Source organism: Streptomyces sp. LaBMicrA B280 (genome assembly GCF_049222185.1).
GTDB lineage: Bacteria > Actinomycetota > Actinomycetes > Streptomycetales > Streptomycetaceae > Streptomyces > Streptomyces murinus.
This window is the reverse complement of the sequence record NZ_JBMJCT010000001.1, coordinates 22,608-39,758: the sequence shown is the minus strand read 5'-3', so window position 1 is coordinate 39,758 and position 17,151 is coordinate 22,608. Positions and strand designations below refer to the sequence as shown.

17 protein-coding genes are annotated in these 17,151 nt (G+C 67.7%); 4 read left to right on the top strand and 13 right to left on the bottom strand.

Translation table 11 applies throughout. The features are described from left to right. Positions 1-11 precede the first annotated feature (11 nt). Together ACLF5H_RS00180 and ACLF5H_RS00175 are read left to right on the top strand one after the other, a co-directional pair. Entirely contained in the window at positions 12-779 is a 768-nt protein-coding gene (locus tag ACLF5H_RS00180) for an SDR family NAD(P)-dependent oxidoreductase (RefSeq protein WP_421674009.1), read from the top strand. A 15-nt stretch (positions 780-794) separates the two neighbouring features. Continuing rightward, entirely contained in the window at positions 795-1,949 is a 1,155-nt protein-coding gene (locus ACLF5H_RS00175; protein ID WP_421674008.1) for an MFS transporter, read from the top strand. Positions 1,950-2,040: 91 nt separating this feature from the next. On the opposite strand, the gene ACLF5H_RS00170 is transcribed toward ACLF5H_RS00175, so the two are convergent. The 3 genes from ACLF5H_RS00170 to ACLF5H_RS00160 all read right to left on the bottom strand — a co-directional run bounded on the left by ACLF5H_RS00170 (position 2,041) and on the right by ACLF5H_RS00160 (position 3,323). Continuing rightward, positions 2,041-2,355 carry a Tn3 family transposase gene (locus ACLF5H_RS00170; protein ID WP_421674007.1) on the bottom strand — a complete coding sequence of 105 codons (315 nt, stop codon included), beginning with the start codon at positions 2,353-2,355 and terminating at the stop codon, positions 2,041-2,043. 110 nt (positions 2,356-2,465) lie between these two features. Further along, the gene (locus ACLF5H_RS00165) at positions 2,466-2,600 is read right to left on the bottom strand and encodes a hypothetical protein (protein WP_421674006.1); all 135 of its coding nucleotides are present in this window, start codon (positions 2,598-2,600) and stop codon (positions 2,466-2,468) included. Between the two features lie 18 nt (positions 2,601-2,618). After that, positions 2,619-3,323, bottom strand: a complete 705-nt coding sequence (locus tag ACLF5H_RS00160; protein ID WP_421674213.1) for a DNA sulfur modification protein DndB — start codon at positions 3,321-3,323, stop codon at positions 2,619-2,621. Between the two features lie 650 nt (positions 3,324-3,973). Between ACLF5H_RS00160 and ACLF5H_RS00155 the strand changes: the two genes are divergently transcribed. Next, positions 3,974-4,375: a hypothetical protein gene (locus ACLF5H_RS00155; protein ID WP_421674005.1), complete on the top strand. Its 402-nt coding sequence runs from the start codon at positions 3,974-3,976 to the stop codon at positions 4,373-4,375. A 366-nt stretch (positions 4,376-4,741) separates the two neighbouring features. Here ACLF5H_RS00155 and nudC read toward each other — a convergent pair whose 3' ends face one another. The 6 genes from nudC to murJ all read right to left on the bottom strand — a co-directional run bounded on the left by nudC (position 4,742) and on the right by murJ (position 13,689). After that, entirely contained in the window at positions 4,742-5,641 is a 900-nt protein-coding gene (gene nudC / locus ACLF5H_RS00150; RefSeq protein ID WP_421674004.1) for an NAD(+) diphosphatase, read from the bottom strand. Positions 5,642-5,792: 151 nt separating this feature from the next. Beyond that, positions 5,793-6,332, bottom strand: coding sequence for an SMI1/KNR4 family protein (locus tag ACLF5H_RS00145; protein WP_421674003.1), 540 nt, complete (start codon positions 6,330-6,332; stop codon positions 5,793-5,795). Positions 6,333-8,898: 2,566 nt separating this feature from the next. After that, positions 8,899-9,240: a helix-turn-helix domain-containing protein gene (locus tag ACLF5H_RS00140; protein WP_176729247.1), complete on the bottom strand. Its 342-nt coding sequence runs from the start codon at positions 9,238-9,240 to the stop codon at positions 8,899-8,901. Further along, positions 9,240-10,343, bottom strand: coding sequence for a tyrosine-type recombinase/integrase (locus tag ACLF5H_RS00135; RefSeq protein WP_421674002.1), 1,104 nt, complete (start codon positions 10,341-10,343; stop codon positions 9,240-9,242). The genes ACLF5H_RS00140 and ACLF5H_RS00135 overlap by 1 nt, the downstream gene beginning before the upstream one ends. 83 nt (positions 10,344-10,426) lie before the next feature. Continuing rightward, the gene (locus tag ACLF5H_RS00130; protein ID WP_421674001.1) at positions 10,427-11,182 is read right to left on the bottom strand and encodes a tyrosine-type recombinase/integrase; all 756 of its coding nucleotides are present in this window, start codon (positions 11,180-11,182) and stop codon (positions 10,427-10,429) included. A gap of 824 nt (positions 11,183-12,006) precedes the next feature. After that, positions 12,007-13,689 (bottom strand): murein biosynthesis integral membrane protein MurJ, encoded by a 1,683-nt coding sequence (murJ, locus tag ACLF5H_RS00125; protein WP_421674000.1) that lies wholly within the window; start codon positions 13,687-13,689, stop codon positions 12,007-12,009. A 242-nt stretch (positions 13,690-13,931) separates the two neighbouring features. Here murJ and ACLF5H_RS00120 point away from each other — a divergent pair, with 242 nt between their 5' ends. Then, positions 13,932-14,279 carry a hypothetical protein gene (locus ACLF5H_RS00120; RefSeq protein ID WP_421673999.1) on the top strand — a complete coding sequence of 116 codons (348 nt, stop codon included), beginning with the start codon at positions 13,932-13,934 and terminating at the stop codon, positions 14,277-14,279. 60 nt (positions 14,280-14,339) lie between these two features. Here ACLF5H_RS00120 and ACLF5H_RS00115 read toward each other — a convergent pair whose 3' ends face one another. The 4 genes from ACLF5H_RS00115 to ACLF5H_RS00100 form a co-directional block, all read right to left on the bottom strand. Then, positions 14,340-15,092, bottom strand: a complete 753-nt coding sequence (locus ACLF5H_RS00115; protein ID WP_421673998.1) for a DUF5677 domain-containing protein — start codon at positions 15,090-15,092, stop codon at positions 14,340-14,342. A 181-nt stretch (positions 15,093-15,273) separates the two neighbouring features. Next, a complete protein-coding gene (locus ACLF5H_RS00110; RefSeq protein ID WP_421673997.1) occupies positions 15,274-15,486 on the bottom strand; it encodes a hypothetical protein in 213 nt (70 codons plus the stop codon). 383 nt (positions 15,487-15,869) lie between these two features. Further along, positions 15,870-16,220 carry a hypothetical protein gene (locus tag ACLF5H_RS00105; protein ID WP_421673996.1) on the bottom strand — a complete coding sequence of 117 codons (351 nt, stop codon included), beginning with the start codon at positions 16,218-16,220 and terminating at the stop codon, positions 15,870-15,872. 39 nt (positions 16,221-16,259) lie between these two features. Then, complete coding sequence (locus ACLF5H_RS00100; protein WP_421673995.1) at positions 16,260-17,114, bottom strand: alpha/beta hydrolase; 855 nt, start codon at positions 17,112-17,114, stop codon at positions 16,260-16,262. Positions 17,115-17,151 lie beyond the last annotated feature (37 nt).

Sequence of the window (17,151 nt, the reverse complement as noted above, 5' to 3'; positions counted from 1 at the left end):
GACTTCCTCCCATGACACCCACAACTCATGGGCGACGGACGGCGGTTGTCACCGGTGCTGCCCGCGGCATCGGTGCCGCTGTGGCCAGGCGCCTGGCGGAGGACGGCTTGGCGGTCGGCGTGATCGATCTGGACGAGGCGGACTGCGCCGATACCGTGGCGGCCATCACCAGCGCCGGCGGAGCGGCGCTGGCCGTCGCCGCCGATGTCGCCGACGAGGCCGCGGTCACGGCGGCCGTCGCCCAGATCGCCACCACGCTCGGGCCGCCGACGGTGCTGGTCAACAACGCCGGCATCGGGCCCCGCGCCGATCTGGTGGAGATGACCACGCGGCAGTGGGACACGGTCCTGGGGATCAACCTCAGCGGCCCGTTCTTCGCCGCCCGGGCCGTCTGTCCGCATATGGTGACGGCCGGTTGGGGACGCGTCGTCAACATGTCGAGCATCTCCGCGGTCGGTGATGCTGGCCGCGTCGACTATGCCAGCACGAAGGCGGGTTTGATCGGGCTCACCAAGTCCCTCGCTCTCCAGCTCGGCCCGCATGGCGTGACCGTGAACGCCATCGCGCCGGGATTCGTGGTGAGCGACATGACCAGGGCCTCGGCCCGGCGGCTCGGCCTGAGCTTCGAGGAGTTCCGGCACCGGGCGGAGCAGTCCGTCCCGGTCGGCCGGGTGGGACAGCCCGACGACATCGCGCATACCGCCTCCTTCCTCGTCAGTCCCGGGGCCGGGTTCGTCTCCGGCCAGGTCATCTACGTAGCGGGCGGGCCGGTGGACTGAAAGATGAGCCGCCGGATGGTTCCGATCCTGGCTGTCACGTGCGCCGTGGCGGTGGGCAACATCTACTTTCCGCAGGCCATCGGTCCCCTGGTCGCCGCCGGGCTGCATGTGTCACCCGATTCAGCCGCTGCGGTGGTGACCGCCACGCAGGCCGGCTACACGGCCGGGATGGTCTTGCTGGTGCCGCTTGGAGACCGGTTCCCGCACCGCTCGTTCCTCGCCGTTCTCCTCGCCCTGACCGGTCTGGCACTGTTCGCTGCGGGTTGCGCGCCGGCTCTGCCGGCGCTCGTTGCCGCCAGCACCCTTGTCGGCCTGACCACCGTAGGTGCGCAGATCGTCGGCCCCCTGGCGGCTGGTCTCGTGGCCGCCGACCGCCAGGGGGCGGTGATCGGCACCCTGCTGAGCGGATCGACCGGCGGCATGCTGCTGGCCCGGACCTTCAGCGGCACGCTCGGTGAGTGGCTGGGCTGGCGGGCCCCTTACCTGATCGCCGCGGTCCTGGCCCTGCTCCTCGCCACCGTCTTGATGTTCGCGGTGCCGACCACAACCCCGTCCTCCCGCCAGCGGTACGCAGCGCTCCTGACCGAGCCGCTGCGCCTGCTGCGCACCGAGCCAGACCTGCGCCGCTCGTGCTTCTACCAGGCAACCGTGTTCGCCGGGTTCTCCGCGGTCTGGACCTGCCTGGCACTCCTGCTCGCCGGACCGGCTTACGGGCTGGGTGCCCAGGCGGTAGGAATGATCGCCCTGATCGGGGCAGCAACCATGGCCTGCACCCCCCTCGCTGGCCGTTTGGTGGACCGCTACGGCCCCGACCCAGTAAACCTGGTCTGCATGCTTGGCGTCCTCGTCTCGGCCGCGATCCTTACCATTGGTGCCCGGGGCGGCGCGCTGGGTCTGGCTGCCCTGATACTCGGCACGCTGCTCCTCGACACTGCGATGCAGTCCGGCATGGTCGCCAATCAAGTCCGCGTCTACGCCCTACGCACCGATGCCCGCAGCAGGCTCAACACCGCCTACATGACCTGCGCCTACCTGGGCGGCAGCGCAGGTTCCTGGCTCGGGATACGCGTCTGGAGCCAGGCTGGCTGGTGGGGCGTGTGTGTGCTCGTCGCGCTGCTTGCCGCACTCGCCCTGGCCCGCCACCTACTGGCGCTGTGCAAGTTCGAGTAAGGCCCGGCCAGGACCCGTGTCGCGAATGCGGATGACTGCGGTCACCGCCCTGGCGCTGGTGGAAGTGATCAGGTCTCGTGCGGCGCCTCCGTTACCCGGCCTCGCCGTCGTCTGACTCGTCGTGGGCGTGGGGGTCACGCAGCCGGCGCAGGCCAGGCGCCGCGGGCCGGGTGAAGGCGTAGCGGCCGAGGAAGTTGATGTGGTCGTACTGGAGCGGGGAGAGCCGGGCGAGCAGTTCGTCGGTGACAGGGAAACCGTCGGCGGCGAGCTGTTTGACGGCGGCGTCGATGTAGGGGCTGTTGAACAGCACGACAGCGTTGAGCGCCAGGCCGATGGGTGGATCGGGTGCCGTCGGGCGTGTCGCAGGGAAGATCAGCGGTTCAGCTGTCAGTGCTTGAGCAAGCACGTGCGCATGCCGGCGGCGGGCCGGGGTGTGGCAGTGAGTACCGTAGGGCAGCACGGAGCCCCCTCCGCACGCGACGTGGAGGGGGCTCCGGTTTCGGGTGGATCAGGCGATCACACGTTGGCGTTGTGGGCCTGGAGGCGGACCTTCCTGCCGACTTCGGATGTCGGGTCGGAGAGGGCCTCGAAGGTCTTGTAGCCGGAGTCCTTCGCGCCGCCGCCCCAGGTAACGTCACCGTTGGCCTTCACGGTGGCGCAGACGCCGCCTCAGATGGCCGCATCACGGGGCCAAGAGACCTCTCCGAGGAGGCCCATGACGTCCACGTGGGCGGGGAACGGCTCCTCGGCCCAGCTCAGGGAGCGGTGGACCGTAGCGCCGAGTCCGGCGAGCACGGCAGGGGCCGTGATCGCAGTACGGGTGGCGAATTGCTGGGTGAAGGTGTGGATCAGCTCGGTGAGGGCCTCCGTGGTCTCCCGGATGATGTCCTCCTCGTCCAGCGCCTTGGCCTTGTCGTTGAGGTTCTCGCGGTAGACGTCGTCCGAGGTGCGCTGGATTCCGCTCTTGCCGAGAAGCGCAGTGACGACCATGGTGCGCACGCCAGAGAGGGTCATCCATTTGGTGGAGGTCGGGCCGACCTGGCGCTTGCCGATCTCGATGTAGTCCGACAGCCGCTCCTCCTCGCCGCCGTCGACCACCACGGTGAGGTTCTCCACCAGGTCCTTGGCGATGCGGGTGGCGAGGTCATAGGTGTCCATCGACAGGGCCAGGGACTTGTCGACCGGGACACCCTTGAGGTTGCGGTCGTGGAAGATCTGCCAGGCCTGGACGGAGCTGATGCCGTGGTAGATCTCGAAGGCGATGGTGAGCTTGGAGAACGAGACGTTCTCGATGCCGTAGCCGCCGTCCTTCTTCGCGACGCGCCGACCGTTGTAGATCTTGTGCCACGCGGTGAGCTGGGTTTCACCGTCGATGGCAATAAGCTTCTTCGAGATCGGTAGGTGCGTGGAGCCGTCCCCGTCGATGATCAGCGGGTTGGGGCACCACAGGGTGATCGGGGGGACCGACCAGCCGGGGCCGCGGTCGCCAAGAATGCCGGATGCGAGGTAGATCGCGTAGGCAAGAACGTTCTTCGCCTTGGAGCTTCCCTTGCCGCCGAGGAGGCGTTGGACGCTTGCGCGGAGTTCAGCGATCTCGTCATACCGGGAGTCGCTCTTGCTATTGCCGTAACGCTCGACGACGGCAGGGTCCTCGACGATTGCGAGGAAGTTTTCTGCGTCCAGGATCCCGATGCCTTGGTGTCGCTGACCACCATGACCTTCACGGGCAGGCCGGTCACGACCGGTTCATCAAACACAGACATGTGTTCTCTCGTCTAGGAGTTGACGCTCCGTCGGTTAATCCGACGGGGTCGCGAGGACGCTAGCTGACTCGCCGTCGGGTGGTTAAACCGCGGGTGCATCGGAGGTCAGGATTTTCCAACTCCGCAGCGTTGAGATGTTGGACTGCGGTGTAGTTCACGGGGTCTACAGCGTCGAAGTTTTAAGCTTCTTGCACCCGTGTGCCTGTCATCTGATTTGGGGGTGAGTCTGCCGACGGTGGTACGGAAGTCGAGCCTGCCAAGGTGAACGGTGGTGTGCCGGGTCACGAGATCGCGCATGGCGGCGAGCTTCTGTTCCGCGGCGGCGAGGCTGGCCTCGATCGCGGCGACCTCGCCAAGCCATCCCTGCTCCTTGGCCTCCTGGAGCCGGTCGTGCAGGTTCGCGTGGATCTCCTCCAAGCGGGGCATCTGCTCGAGATCGGGCCGCAGGACGGGGCAGCGGATGCAGGCGTGTTCATGGACGCAGGGGGTGCCGAAGTCACATGCGCAGACGCCGAGGGCGACCTTCCGCAGCTCGAAGTGGGCCAGGAAGTCCTGCCATTCCTGCGCGGTGGGCTCGCGGTACTCCTCCCCGGGTCGCAGCGCCCGGCGGCGGGCGATGAAGGACCGGTGGTGGTTGATGACGTCCTCGGGATAGATCGCTAATGGTGGAGTCGGGTATTGGAACTCTCCGAATGCCTCGGCCCCGAGGTTATCGTGGGTTGCTGTAAGCCGTAAGGGCTGTAAGGCATGCGGTTGTACGCTGGCCCCCGTCGCTGCGGTTTTCACTCCGCAGCTCAGTCGGCGGGTGCGCAGGCCCTCTGGCCAGGGCGGCAAAGAGTTTCGATCGAGACTCTTCGTCAGACAGATGTCCAAACCTGCGAGCGGGCTGCCCTCATGCCTTACAGCGCCCCATGGCCTCTGAGCTGCGCTTTTGGCTACTCAACCCCAGATAACGGACGCAGGCGGTGGCCGAGTTGAAGCAGAAGACTGAGCGAGGCAGCGTAAAATCTGTCTTCGCACCGCATCGGTTCAGTCTGTGTCGGCCAGCCACTGGTCGATGAGCGCCTTGCCAATCGAATCGACCCGGTACGGGCCGCCGAGAGCAGCGTCCGCCAGCCGCGCGCGCAGTTCCGCGGCCGTGAACCAGCGTGCCTCCACCACTTCCACGTTGTCCACATCGATCGCGTCGGAAAGGGCCTCGGCGCGAAACCCGATCATCACCCCGGCCGGGAACGGCCACCCCTGGGAACCCTGGTAGGTCACCGCACCCACGGTGACGCCGGCTTCCTCCCGCACCTCGCGGCGCACCGTGTCCTCGAAGCTCTCGCCGACCTCGACGAACCCGGCTAGGGTGCTGAAGCGGTTCGGGCCGGATGCCGCATGGCGGCCGAGCAGGCAGCGCCGGGGCGTGCCCGGAAGCTCGACTAGCACGATCACGGCCGGTTCGATCCGCGGGAACAGCAGCTTCCCACAGTTCTGGCAGGTCCGCAGGTGGCCACCATTGCAGGACCGGGCCGGGCCCCCGCAGGCGCCACAAAACCGCTGATTGCGGTTCCAGTGCAGAATTCCCCGCGCGTACGCCAACAGACCCGCTTCGTCCGGCGTGATGGTGGGAACCATCGCCCGCACGTCCAGCATCCTGTCCGCACCGGCCAGCTCGACGGCGCTCTCCCGTTCGAGCCCGGACACATCAGCCGCGAACACCGCCCTCTCGCCTTCGAGGCCGAGCAGCACCCGGTCGCCAGCCGCGACGAGGATGTCCCTCGCCTGGGCCAAGGGCAGCCGCAACGGCGTTTCGTCTCGCACCAGGCACTGGTCCTGCCACAGGGGAATGACCTGGGTACTGGCCCTGGTCAGCAGTGCCTCGATCCAGTCCGAGTCTCCCCGCCGATCAACGACACGGTCGAGCCCCAACCCGCTGTAGTACACCGCTCCTCCTGGATCACAGTGTCTGCCTGTCCTCCACACTAGCGGATACGTCCGCCGACGCCCTCCGCAGCTAGAACTTGCCTAACATGCCTTACCGGATCAGATCTGAGATGAACTGGCTCGATGGCTTGACAACACTAGATAACCACCGTCACATCCCGCGGTCAGGTCCGTGCCAGGGAACGGGGCGATCGTCCGGACTCATGGGCAGGTGTTCGAGATTGACCGGACCGGGGTAGAAATACGTTCCATTGGGATGGATGACTTCCTCGCCAATGAGGTGCCGGTAGAGCCACTCGGCGAAGCTCATCGCATGCTCCCAGTACCCGCCTTCGTCCCGGTCGTGTACCACCACGCTCCAGTCGGGCGTCCGTGGGCTGCGGCTGAGGAAGACGTGGAAGCCGAAGTCGGTCGACAAGGCAGGAATCAGAACTCCGCCAGCACCGGTCTCCGGGTGCGGAAGGCCGTCCCAGTCGGCATCGCGGAAGGCTTGCTCGGTCTCCCGGATGTCCTTGAGAAGGTTCCAACGTGTGGTCGCCGGGTGCTTGAAATAGAGGTGGCTGTTGACCGTGATCGGCGCGTACTCGTCGATGAACTCCTTGTAGTCGCTGGGGAGTTCTGTGCCGACCTCCGACTCAAGACGCGCCCAGCTTTCGGGATCGGCGAAGCGCCGGCCTCCCGGCCCAAGCATCGTGAAGACGGCAGACAGATGGTCGGTCGTGGGTTGCACCTCTCGTTCGGTGTAGGAATCGCGGCAAGATCAACGTGGCTCTTCACGTCGTTAGCCCCGGAGGGTTTGTTGTTCTTGGGGTGCTGGCCATCGGGAACCTCGTTGGTCTGGGCTTCGCCCGCCGGAGTGGGGGCACGGCGGCTGACCTCGGCGGCGTAGGCGGCCCAGTCGCCGGCCGATGCCTTCTGCCACTGGACGGCGACCCGGATGTGGACGCCCAGCATCCGGGCAAGGATGGCGGCGGGGACCTCGGTGGCGAGGGTGAACAGGGCGGTGGAGCGGTCCTGGCGCGGCTGGAGGCCGATCTTCTGGAGGCGGAGGCCGAGCCGGTCGTCACCGATGGGCTGTCCGGGACGGCCGCCGGGGAATAGCCACGGCGCGTCGTCGGGGGCGCCGATCCTGGCCTTGCCGCGCCGGGTGGCGATGAGGTCGCGCACCAGGCCGGCCAGCGGTTCGGGGAGGACGACAGGTGAGGTGCCGAACGTGATCCCGACCTTGTCGTTGTCGAGGTGGACGTCGTCGACCGTCAGGCGGCTGATGGTGGCGATCTGCTGGGCATAGAGGACCAGCAGCAGGCCGGCGACTCGATCCGAGGTCGCCAGCGTGTCGTCGTGCAGGAGGCGCCTGGCGTCGGCCCAGCGCTTCTCGCTGTCGATCGTCCCGCAGGGCCCTGTCCAGCGCACGGTGCCGTAGGTGAGTCCCTTGGCATGCCGGTGCTGGACGGACCACCGGACGAAGTGGCTGGTCTCGTCCCGGTAGGTGGCCTTGGGGTCGGCAATCCATCGCTCCAGGTCAACCTGGGTGCACGTGCCCAGCGTGAGAGCGCTGTCGGACAGCCAGTCGAGGAAGTTCGCTGCTGCGGTGACGTGGCAGCGTACGTTCAGCGCCTGCAGGTGCGTGGTGTGCTCCTGGCCGAGGCGTCGCCGGAGTCGACGTAGGTGGTGCCAGACCGCGTAGCCGTGCAGGATCCGGCGCTCGGTGAGATCGGTGCGTGCTTGGAGCGCCGAGGTGATCCACTGGTCCAGGGCGACCAGCCGCTCGTCGCGAGGCGGCAAGGCGCCGGTGGCGACCAGGACGCTGCGGAGATGTGCGAGGACCTTGCTCGCGGGCAACTCGTCGAGCGTGTCGTGGGTGACGGGCCGTTCGTCACGGCCTATCTGCCGGAGCAGGCCGCCGACCTTCGAGCCCGATAGCCAGAACATGGTGCTTGTGGGGCGTTCGGCTCCGGACAGTGCCTTGTAGAGAGGGACGAGGTCCTGCCGGATCGTGCCCGTGTTGCCGGCCAGGAGGTCGCGTACTTGCCGGTCGAGCGCGCATCGCTGGCAGGGACGGGTGCTGAGCTGCCAGGTGGTGCGGCAGACGGGGCAGCGGCCCCAGTAGTCCGGGTCCGGGTTGGTGCACTTCGCGCACAGGGGTGCATCCCACGTGCCGCTGCGGACGTGGTCGACGGCTCCACAGCCACTGCAGGGCACCCACCGCAACTGGCACCGGTTGCACCAGGGTTCGCCCGTGACACGGGAGATCTCACAGACTCCTGTCCGTCCGCAGATGCCGCACTGGGCGGCGGTCCTGGGCCGGCAGTTGGCGCACCGTGGTCCGTCGGGAAGCCGAGCGGCGACCTTCTGGCGGCGCCCGCAGTCGCGGCATTCCTCCAGGTTGACGGGGTCACTGACCAGGCAGTTGGGACACAGCGGCCGCCCCTCGGCGTCGCGGGCAGCGGGCTCGCGGACGGAGCCGCAGCGGGTGCAGGGCACAGCCGCGTTGCGGGCGAAGCAGTTGCGGCAGACCCGTTTGCCGTCGAGCACCTTCGACAGGGACTTGACCTCATGGCAGCGGTAGCAGGCCGGATTGACGACCCTGGTGGCTCCGGCCTGGACGAGTGCGTCGATGAACCGTAGGACGGCGGGGGTTGGGGCGTCGTAGCCAGCACCGGTCAACAGGTCGGGTTGGGCGGTGATCGCCCAGGCCAGGCGGCGCTGGCCGGCCTTTCGGACGGTGGCGCGGTCGAGCGCTGCTTGAACGGCGCCCGCGTCGAGCGTGGGATCGACCGTGGTGATGAGGCCGGCGAGCATGGCGAATGGATCGCCGTCCGTATCGGGGCATTTCGCGCACCGGGGGTTGCCGTGGCGGTCGCGGCTGACGACGCGCCGCTGCTGGTGGCAGCCCGCGCAGTCGGCGGCCTTGTCGAAGCAGGGCGAGCAGCCCCATCGGCCGCCGCTGCGGCTGCCGACGTAGGGGCGTGCGCGGCCGCACTCACCGCAGCGGGGAAGGGCGATGTCCTGTGCGCCGGCTTCGTGAAGGGCCATCAGCAGTCGTGCGACGCAGAACGGTGCCGGAGGTCGTCCGGTCCGCAGCAGTAACGGATCCTCGTGCAGGGCCTGGGCGAGGCGCCGGCGACCAGCCCGCTCGCGCATGACCGTGCAGACGATCTCGCGGATGCGGTCGGCTTCCAGGTGCCGTTCGACGTTGCCGGCCAGGCGCACGACCAGGCCGACCGGGTCGGCCAGCACCTCTTCCGAGAGCCCGTTCACCGGTCCACCGGTGCGATCCGTGCCCGCTTGGGCCGCAGGCCGCCGATGCCCTCGGCCGTCGTTCCGCCCGCGGCCGCCTTCTTCGGCCTCTGCGCGGCGCTGGCTGCGGCAACGGGTTCGATCAGGTCGTCCATCGTGCAGTCCAGGATGTCCAGCAGGGCCATGAGGATCTTCAGACTGAGCCGCTCGGGGCGTTCGACGACGAGCCGGTAGACCTGGCTGGAGGACAGGGTGATGCCGCGTTCGGCCAGCGGCGGCAGCAGGTCCGTGGTGGAGAACATTCCGCGGTCCGCCATCAGGTGACGCAGGTGCCAGCGGTAGTCGAGCTTGGCGGCCATCATCGGTCCTTCCTGGTCGGCGCCTCGTCGAACGCCGGGTTCAGTGCCTTGCTCAGAGCAGTGTTCATGAAGTCGTCGCTGACGTGGGTGTAGATGGCGGTGGAGCTATCGCACTCGTGACCGACCTGCTCCTGGATGAACCGCCGATCCACCCCATCCTCAGTCAGATGCGTGACGTAGGAATGTCTCAGCGAGTGGACGACCAATGCCTCGGGGAGCTTGAGCGCCGCGCGGTAGGCGACGAACCGGGCGTTGATCTCCGACGGCTTGACCCGCCCGCCCCGCTCGGTCACCCACAGCGCTGGGTGGTCCTCGCAGCCGAACTGCGGGCGGACGTTCTCCACGTAGTCCTGGACGGCGTCCACCGCCCAGTCCATGACCGACAGCACGTTCCGGCGCCGCGGCGGCTGCCCCTTCTTCGCCTTGCCGTAACGCACGTTCAGCGTGCCGTACCGTCCGAACTGACGGGCTTTCGGATTGCGGCCGAAGTCGGCCAGATCCAGCTTCGAGGTTTCCGTGCGCCGCAGTCCCCAGCCGTAGATGACCTTGAACAAGGTGGCGTCCCGGTAGGCGGCGAGGGCGCCCTTGCGCTTGGACCGCACCGCCCGATCGACCTGGTCGTCGGCGTAGTCGAGGAACCGCTGGAGCTCCTCGCGGGTGAACGGCCGGGCCTCCGGGTCGCCCTCGTAGTCGTTGAGGTGGGCGGTGGTGTTCCACTCGTGGCAGATCGCCACCGGGTGGGTACCGAAGGCGTCCTCGCAGGCGACCGCCCAGCCGTAGCGGCCGTCGATGAGGAACTCGGTGAACTGCCGCACGTCGCCCTGGTAGCTGCGGATCGTGGACGGCGCCAGGTGCCGCTCACCCGTCAGCGAGGCCGACCACTCGTCCATGTGGCCCGGCAACCACGACCACGGGTACTCGTTGGTGAACTCCTGGAAGCGGCGAATCAGCCGCTCCCGCCCGGCGATCGTGTCTTCCTTCAGGCCCCGGGACATCTGCTGGGCCCGCCAGCCGCGCAGCATCGCGTCGACCATCGCGTCCTCCGGACGCAGCTGGATCACCCCCGAGACCAGCTCCAGATGAGCCGCCCCAGCCAGGGCCACCTTCCGTTCTTGCGCCACTCCAGACCATCCCTTCTGGAGGGCAGATCTTGCATCAGACGGGATGTGCCTGGCAAACTGCCTGTTCAGAAGGCCAGTTCGTAGTAGCGTTGGGGTCCGTCAGGCCGTCGCCGTAAACAGGTGACCTGCGACTTCGCGCCCGTCTGATGCAATTCCCGAGCCTTGGCATAGCCGAGGGTCGTGTCGACCTTCCGGTGGCCGCAGATGCGGGCGGCGATGTGCGGAGGCAGGCCGGAGCGGAGGGCGTCGGTCACGAAGATTCTTCGGAAGTCGTGGGGCATGTATCGCAGTTGCTCGTTGCCGGGCCCGGTCAGCCCGCTGGCGGCGAGGGCGTCGTTGAGGCAGGTGTAGATGTAGTTGCGCGGGATCGCCCGGTCTTCGGGGCCGCAGCGGCGCTGGAAGAGGAACGGCATCGGCGCACTCCAGAGCCGTTCCAGACTGTCGTAGACGGAAACCAGGGGCATGGCCTGCTGCCCGCGCCGGACGCGATGAATGATCGCAGTGAGCACCTCGCCGAGCTCTGGTGAGACCAGCAGCAGCCGCTCCTGGTCGAGCTTGGACGGGGCGACCTGGAGCATGGGCACGATCTCGCCGGTGGTGGGCAGCTGGTAGGCGACGAAGCTGTGGTGGGTGAGTTCGAGTGCTTCCTCGATGCGCATGCCGGTGTGGCGAAGGACTTCGACGATGGCCCAGGCCCAGAAGGCGCGTCCGCTCCGCGCAGGCGGAGGTGAACCGGGGGCGCCGGGCTTGCCAGGGTGGTCGTCAGTGCCGACCTTTTGCAGGCGAACGTGAACCGCCGTTGCGGTCAACTGGCCACGCACACGACGAATAGCCGCCACCGATCATTAGGAACCTACGATCCCGCACGGCATCCACTGAGCGCCAGTCACCCGACTCCAGGTTGTCGCGCCCTCGTCGGCAACGGGGCCTACCTGGAACTCGCAGTGCGTACAAGGAGGAAGGGGCACCCGTCAGCGGTCGGAGCCCTCTGGGACTTTTCTGGGACTTCCGGCCCCATCAACCGGCACGAACATGAAACGGCTGAAAGGTCATGGCGCAGGTCAGCCACCATCGGCCACTCATCGCGACAGGTCACCGCGTTTACTGGTCTCTTCCGGGACATCTGACAGCAGAACTGCCGCCGCACCCTGCCTGACCCGCTGCTTAGCGGGGCGAGGTGGGGTGCGGCGGCAACTCTTGGATGGAAGCGGGGGTACTTCCGAAGCGCGAGCCCGGGGCCAGTCTCCAGTTCCCCGGAGGCGTAGAAGTGGCGCTCGGTGGAGAAGGCGCAGCGGCAAGACTTCGACGGCCTACCCGACACACCGACCACTCGCTACCTCCGCGACGTCCTCGTCGCCGCCGCGGGACGACCGGTCGGAGGCTCTGTCCCGCTGGGCGGACGTCTTCTTGGCCCAGGCACCACTCCCCCATCGCGAGTACCTCACTCCCTGCACCCACTGGTACCTGCTGCGCCGAGCCCTGGAGACAACGGTCATCGTCTTCCGCTGCCGCCCGAAGTCGCTCAGCTGGTCCGCGCACTGCGCGACCAGCGCCAGAAAGGCTGGCGGGCAGCACAACGCCGTGGCTGTTCCCCGGGCAGGAACCCGTCCGTGAAGCACGCCTCCTTGCGTCGCCTGCCGGGGACTCAGCGCATCCCGGGCAGGCGACGCAACTCGTTGACCTTCATCAGCCGGGCGAGAAGGAGGTACCCCACGGCCGTCGCCAGCGCCCCGGTAGCCAGTGCGACGGCCGTAGGCCACGTTCCACTTCCCAGGCCCGCACACGCACGCGCCGCATACCAGCCCAGCCCGGCAGCCGGGCCCGCAGCGCAGAACAGTTTCGCGTAGGTGCGGCGCAGGCCGCCGTCGTCGATGCGGCCCCCAAGCCTCCTACGCAGCAGGTGCGCGGTGAGCGCGAGACCAGCCACGTAGGAGAGGGTGTAGGCGCCGGCCATGCCGACGACCGCCCAGCGGGCGGGCAGGAGCAAATGACACGCGGTGGCCAGGGCGACGTTCACGCCCGCGATCCAGGCCGCCATGAAGAACGGGGTGCGGGTGTCCTCGAATGCGTAGAAGCCGCGCAGCAAGAGGTACTGGGCGGAGAACGGGATGAGCCCGAGTCCGAACGCCTGCAGCATGTATCCCAGCGGGCGGGCCGAGGCGGCGTCGGCTGCTCCATGGGCGAACAGCAGTGACGAGATCTGCGGGCCAAGGGCGAGGAAGAGGAACGCGGCGGGCACGATGACCACGCCGCTGATCCGCAGTGCCCGGGACAGGTCCGCGCGCAGGTCCGGGATGCGGCCCTCGGCGACGGCCCGGCTCATCCGCGGCAGCAGGGCCGTGACCAGGGACACGGTCACGATCGACTGCGGCAGCATCCAGATGGTCTGCGCGTAGGTGTAGGCCGAGTAACCGGCGCCGGCCTGGGGCAGTTCCTGGTCGGCCGCGTTGGCGTAGTTCGTGACTACGGTCAGGGCGACCTGGTTGGCCAGGACGAACAGCAGGGTCCACTTTGCCGCGTGGACGCTCTTGCCCAGTCCGGTGCCCCGCCAGTCGAATCGAGGCCGGAACCGGAACCCGGCCGCCCGGGCGAACGGGATCAGGGCCAGTGCCTGCAAGGTGATGCCCGCCGTCGTTCCGATCCCGAGTAGCCGTACCTGGTCGGCGGTGATGTCCTCCACCCGGTCGGGCACCGTCATCAGCCCCAGGTAGGCGGCGAACATCGCGACCAGCACGACATTGTTCAGCACCGGCGTCCACATCATCGCGCCGAACTTCTCCCGGGCGTTCAGCACCTGCCCGTAGATGCTGAAGAGCCCGTAGAAGAAGATCTGCGGCAGCAGGAACCGGGCGAACGTCACCGTCAGCTGAAACGCATCGTGAGTGCTCGGGGTGTCCCGCATGTACAGGCCCACAATTTGCGGCGCAGCCCACACCGCCAGAGCCGTCCCCACCGCGAGCACGCTCACCACGAGAGTGACCAACCGCTGCTCGTACGCCCGCCCGCCATCGGGCTGCGTCGCCCGGGCCCGCACCAACTGCGGCACCAGCACGGCGTTGAGCGCACCACCGATGAGCAGCGTGTACAGGCTCGTCGGCACCGTGTTCGCCGTGTTGTAGGTACTGGCCAGCAGGCCCGTGCCCAGCGCCGCGGCCTGCAGTACTTGACGGATCAGCCCCGTCGCCCGGGACACCACGGTGCCGACAGCCATCAGCAAGGACGAACGAGCCAGCCCGCCCTTGTCCTTCTTCCGCCGGGCGGCATGCCGCCCCCTCCCCTGCTGTTCCTGCGACAGGACCTGCGCGACAGAGCTCGTCCCCTCCACCATGCCGTCAACCTACGTCCTCAGCACCCCACGGCCCCAATTCGTCCGCGCCGTCCAGCAGTTGCGGCACACCTCTCGGGCAGTGGCTGTCGCCACAGGAATAGGCGGAGCCTCTGTCACCCGTTCCCAGGCCAGCGTCTATCGAGACGGCGGATGACCACAGCTTCCCAAGGTGATGGCTTGCCGCTGGCCTTGACCTCATCGGCCCGCCTCCCTGTACCCGGTGCCGAACCGATCATGGGCTCATGGTGTCAAGCATCGTCGTCCAGTACACAGACCTCCTGCGAACCAGCGACTCTGACCTGTGGAGCCGGTTGCGGGAACTCCTGGAGGGTCAGGGGGTCGATCCACAGCGGACGGTCGTCGTCGACCTCCTACAGGAGGGCCCCGATCACGAGGACGGGCAAGTCATCTCCGGAGACGGCAGGGTCTACAAGTTCACCCTCTTCTACGACCAGGCAGCAGAGCACGGCGCGCGCAGCGCCTGGCTTTACAGCTGGACCGACATCACCGATTCCTGGCGGAACGGATCGCTGGCCACCCGGACAGCAGGCGCCTTCGCGTGGATGTCTTCGCCCACCGAGTCGGGTTGAGCGCCGGTGCCGGGGCGGTCGTCCGCCGGCCCGGCTGAGTGATTGAGGTCCTCTTCCCAGTTACTGCCCGCTTGCATTTCCGGGATCCTGCCATGCGGGCAGCGTGGACATGAACCCGTACTCCTTGGCAATCTTCTCAAGCTCTCCTGTCCAGGGCTTATCGGTCAGCAGCTCGTTGAAGCTCAGCATCGCTGCGTGCAGGATCCAAAGGCAGAACAGGGGGCAGGGGACGAGTTCCTCGTGGATCGGCATCTGGCTGACTCGGAAGGCCTCACCGTCGTCCTGGAAGAACATCCGGGCTCCAGTGAGCGTGGGGTGAGTGAAGCGGGATTCAGCTGTGTAGTAACTCCGTTCCTTAGTCAGGCCGTAGCCAGTCATCAGGTGTTCGATCTTCGCCAGCCGCTCGTTGGGGTCCGGCGCGATCGACTCCTTCACTTTCTTCACCGTGGCTGCCATCACCTGATAGGCGTCTTCACAACGGTCAGCCGTGCCGTCCGCTCGGAGCGCCTTGGCGAGTTGGATCTGGTCCATCCCCAACTTGCGGTTGTAGATGTCGCCCATGCGATCGCCTTGATCCACACACCACCGCAGCGTGACGGTATGTTCCAGAGCGCTTCGCCGGTTCGGGCTCGCCGCCCCACAGGCGTCGGCCTGATGCAGCACGAGCACCGCCCGGATCTGGTGGACTGCTGTGAAGAAGAGTCCCCACCCGATCACCCCCGCACGGTTGGCGGCGGTGATGCGTTCGTGAAGGTCCTCTGAGATCAAGTCCTCAAGGAGAATCAAGCCTTCACCAGGATCCGGTTCGGTCATGACAGCATCTTCACCGGTCTATCGGTGCAGTGCTATCAGGTTTGCCGATGCCGGTCCAAGCGTGCCAGGTGCGTGTCAGATCCCGGTGTGTCTCCCGCGTCCTCGAAGCGGTCCTGGAATCCGGTTCAATTGATGCCGCCAAACCGCGACGCGGTTGGTGACGACGGCTGCCGCCCTTTTGCTACGGCTCCGAGCGCAGTCCGAGGGTGCTGTGCAGGACGACCCTGGCGGGGGCGGCCGCGTTTCCCGGCTTCCGGCGCGTCGATTCCACGAGGGCGGCGCGGAGTTCGCGCGCGGGCTCGCCGAGCGCGATCGCGCTGAGGACCAGCTCCAGCATCAGGCAGTCGTACTCCTCGTCCTGGCCGCGGTAGCGCCGCGGGGCACGCTCGACCACGGCCTCGACGATCCGTCGGCCGCCGCCGTCGGCCGCCGTCGTCGGCCCGGGCGAAGGTCGCCGCGAAGATGCCCCCGCCGGTCCAGCTCCGGTGCAGGAAGACGACATCGCCCTCGGCGAATACGCTCCACTTTTCGTCCATGTCCTTCGCGGAGTAACCCACTTGAATGCGCTCCCAGTCCTCCTCCGACCACATCCGGTGCGGCAGGAGGGACATGGCGTGGGGGCGCGTTCGCCCGCCCGACGGCTTCGGGCTCCAGCAGGTCCAGTGCCTCCATCCAGCGGAGCACGCGCCGACCTCGCGCATCGCGGCCTACGTCACCGCGCTCCTGCCTACGCGGCGGACCAGGGCGAAGTAGCCGCCGGGGAGCGCCGGTTGGTGGTCACGCTTCAGGGTCTTCAGGGCCCATATCGCGGAAGACCGATCTGTAGTCACCGCTGCGGACCAGCTCGTCGACGACCTCGACCATTGCGTCGATGCCCGGGTCGCGGACGATCAGGCCGTCCCAGACGTAGAAGTACCTGCCGTCGAGGCATTCACCGGTCTGCCGTCCGCTCTCCATGCTGCGGCGGACGACGTCCAGGGTGTAGATCGTCCCCGACCAGCGGGCCCCGTCGTCGAAGACCACCCACATGTCGACGTCGTCGATCTCGTCGAGGGGAACCCCGGCGTCGGGGACGAAGCAGATCTCGTAGCCGTCACGTCGGACGCGATAGAACGCCCCGTCCCACATCAGGTCGCCCCCCGGCTCGCACTGGAAGGTCCCAGTAGATCACGCGTCCGGTCGGTCGACGAAGCGGGAGATGAAGGAGAGGGCCGTTTCGGCGACCTCGTGCCAGCCGTGGTCGATGGTCAACGCGTGGCCGCGGTCCGGCATTTCGTGGATCTCGGTGACCGCGTGCTCGTTGCGGGCCTGCTTCTTGTAGGAGGCCTCGGCGATGGGCCAGGGGACGGTGTGGTCCTTTTCGCCGGAGATGATCAGGAGCGGGCCGCGGTCGGGGGTCAGGGTGTCGACCGTGACCTCGCTCCAGGGGTTGATGTTGGCGACCGCCGCCTGGAAGAGGGGCTCGCCGGAGGCGGGGACGGCGTAGCGGTCGTACAGGTCCCGCGCCTCCTCCTCGCTCACCGCGTTGGCGAAGGCGTAGCGGAACTGCTCGTAGGTGAGCGGTACGGCGCGGTGGTAGTTCGCGGGATTCCCGAGGACCGCGCTCGCGGCGCGCAGTGAGGAGAAGGGGAGCGGCAGGACGCCGCGGAAGGGAGCCGGGTCGATCGCCACGGACGCGGCGGCGAGGCCCCGCCCGGCGAGCATCTGGGTGATCAGGCCGCCGAAGGAGTGCCCGATCACCACCGGCTTGCGGGTCAGGCGGCGGGCGATCCCGGCGAAGTGGTCGGCCACCTGGCCCACGCTCTTGCCCGCGAACACCTCGGGGTGGGCGTGGGCCTCGGCCACGGTGTCCGGGTCGTCCGGCCAGCCGGGGGTGAGCGAGGCGAAGCCCGCCTCGTCGAAGACCCTCGCCCACCGGTCCCAGCTGCTGGGGAGCAGCCACAGTCCGTGCACGAACAGCACGGGGGTGCGGTCGCTCGCGTTGATCCGCGCGATGTGGATGTCGTCCGCAGTCGTCGTCATGGGTCGGAATGTAGAAGAGCGCCCCGTCCCCCGCGCG

Coding starts and splice junctions, on each gene's coding strand:
- ACLF5H_RS00180 (WP_421674009.1), top strand. CDS start 12: ATGACACCCACAACTCATGGGCGACGGACGGCGGTTGTCACCGGTGCT.
- ACLF5H_RS00175 (WP_421674008.1), top strand. CDS start 795: ATGGTTCCGATCCTGGCTGTCACGTGCGCCGTGGCGGTGGGCAACATC.
- ACLF5H_RS00145 (WP_421674003.1), bottom strand. CDS start 6,332: ATGCTTGGGCCGGGAGGCCGGCGCTTCGCCGATCCCGAAAGCTGGGCG.
- ACLF5H_RS00140 (WP_176729247.1), bottom strand. CDS start 9,240: ATGGCCGCCAAGCTCGACTACCGCTGGCACCTGCGTCACCTGATGGCG.
- murJ (WP_421674000.1), bottom strand. CDS start 13,689: ATGGTGGAGGGGACGAGCTCTGTCGCGCAGGTCCTGTCGCAGGAACAG.
- ACLF5H_RS00120 (WP_421673999.1), top strand. CDS start 13,932: ATGGTGTCAAGCATCGTCGTCCAGTACACAGACCTCCTGCGAACCAGC.
- ACLF5H_RS00115 (WP_421673998.1), bottom strand. CDS start 15,092: ATGACCGAACCGGATCCTGGTGAAGGCTTGATTCTCCTTGAGGACTTG.
- ACLF5H_RS00105 (WP_421673996.1), bottom strand. CDS start 16,220: ATGTGGGACGGGGCGTTCTATCGCGTCCGACGTGACGGCTACGAGATC.
- ACLF5H_RS00100 (WP_421673995.1), bottom strand. CDS start 17,114: ATGACGACGACTGCGGACGACATCCACATCGCGCGGATCAACGCGAGC.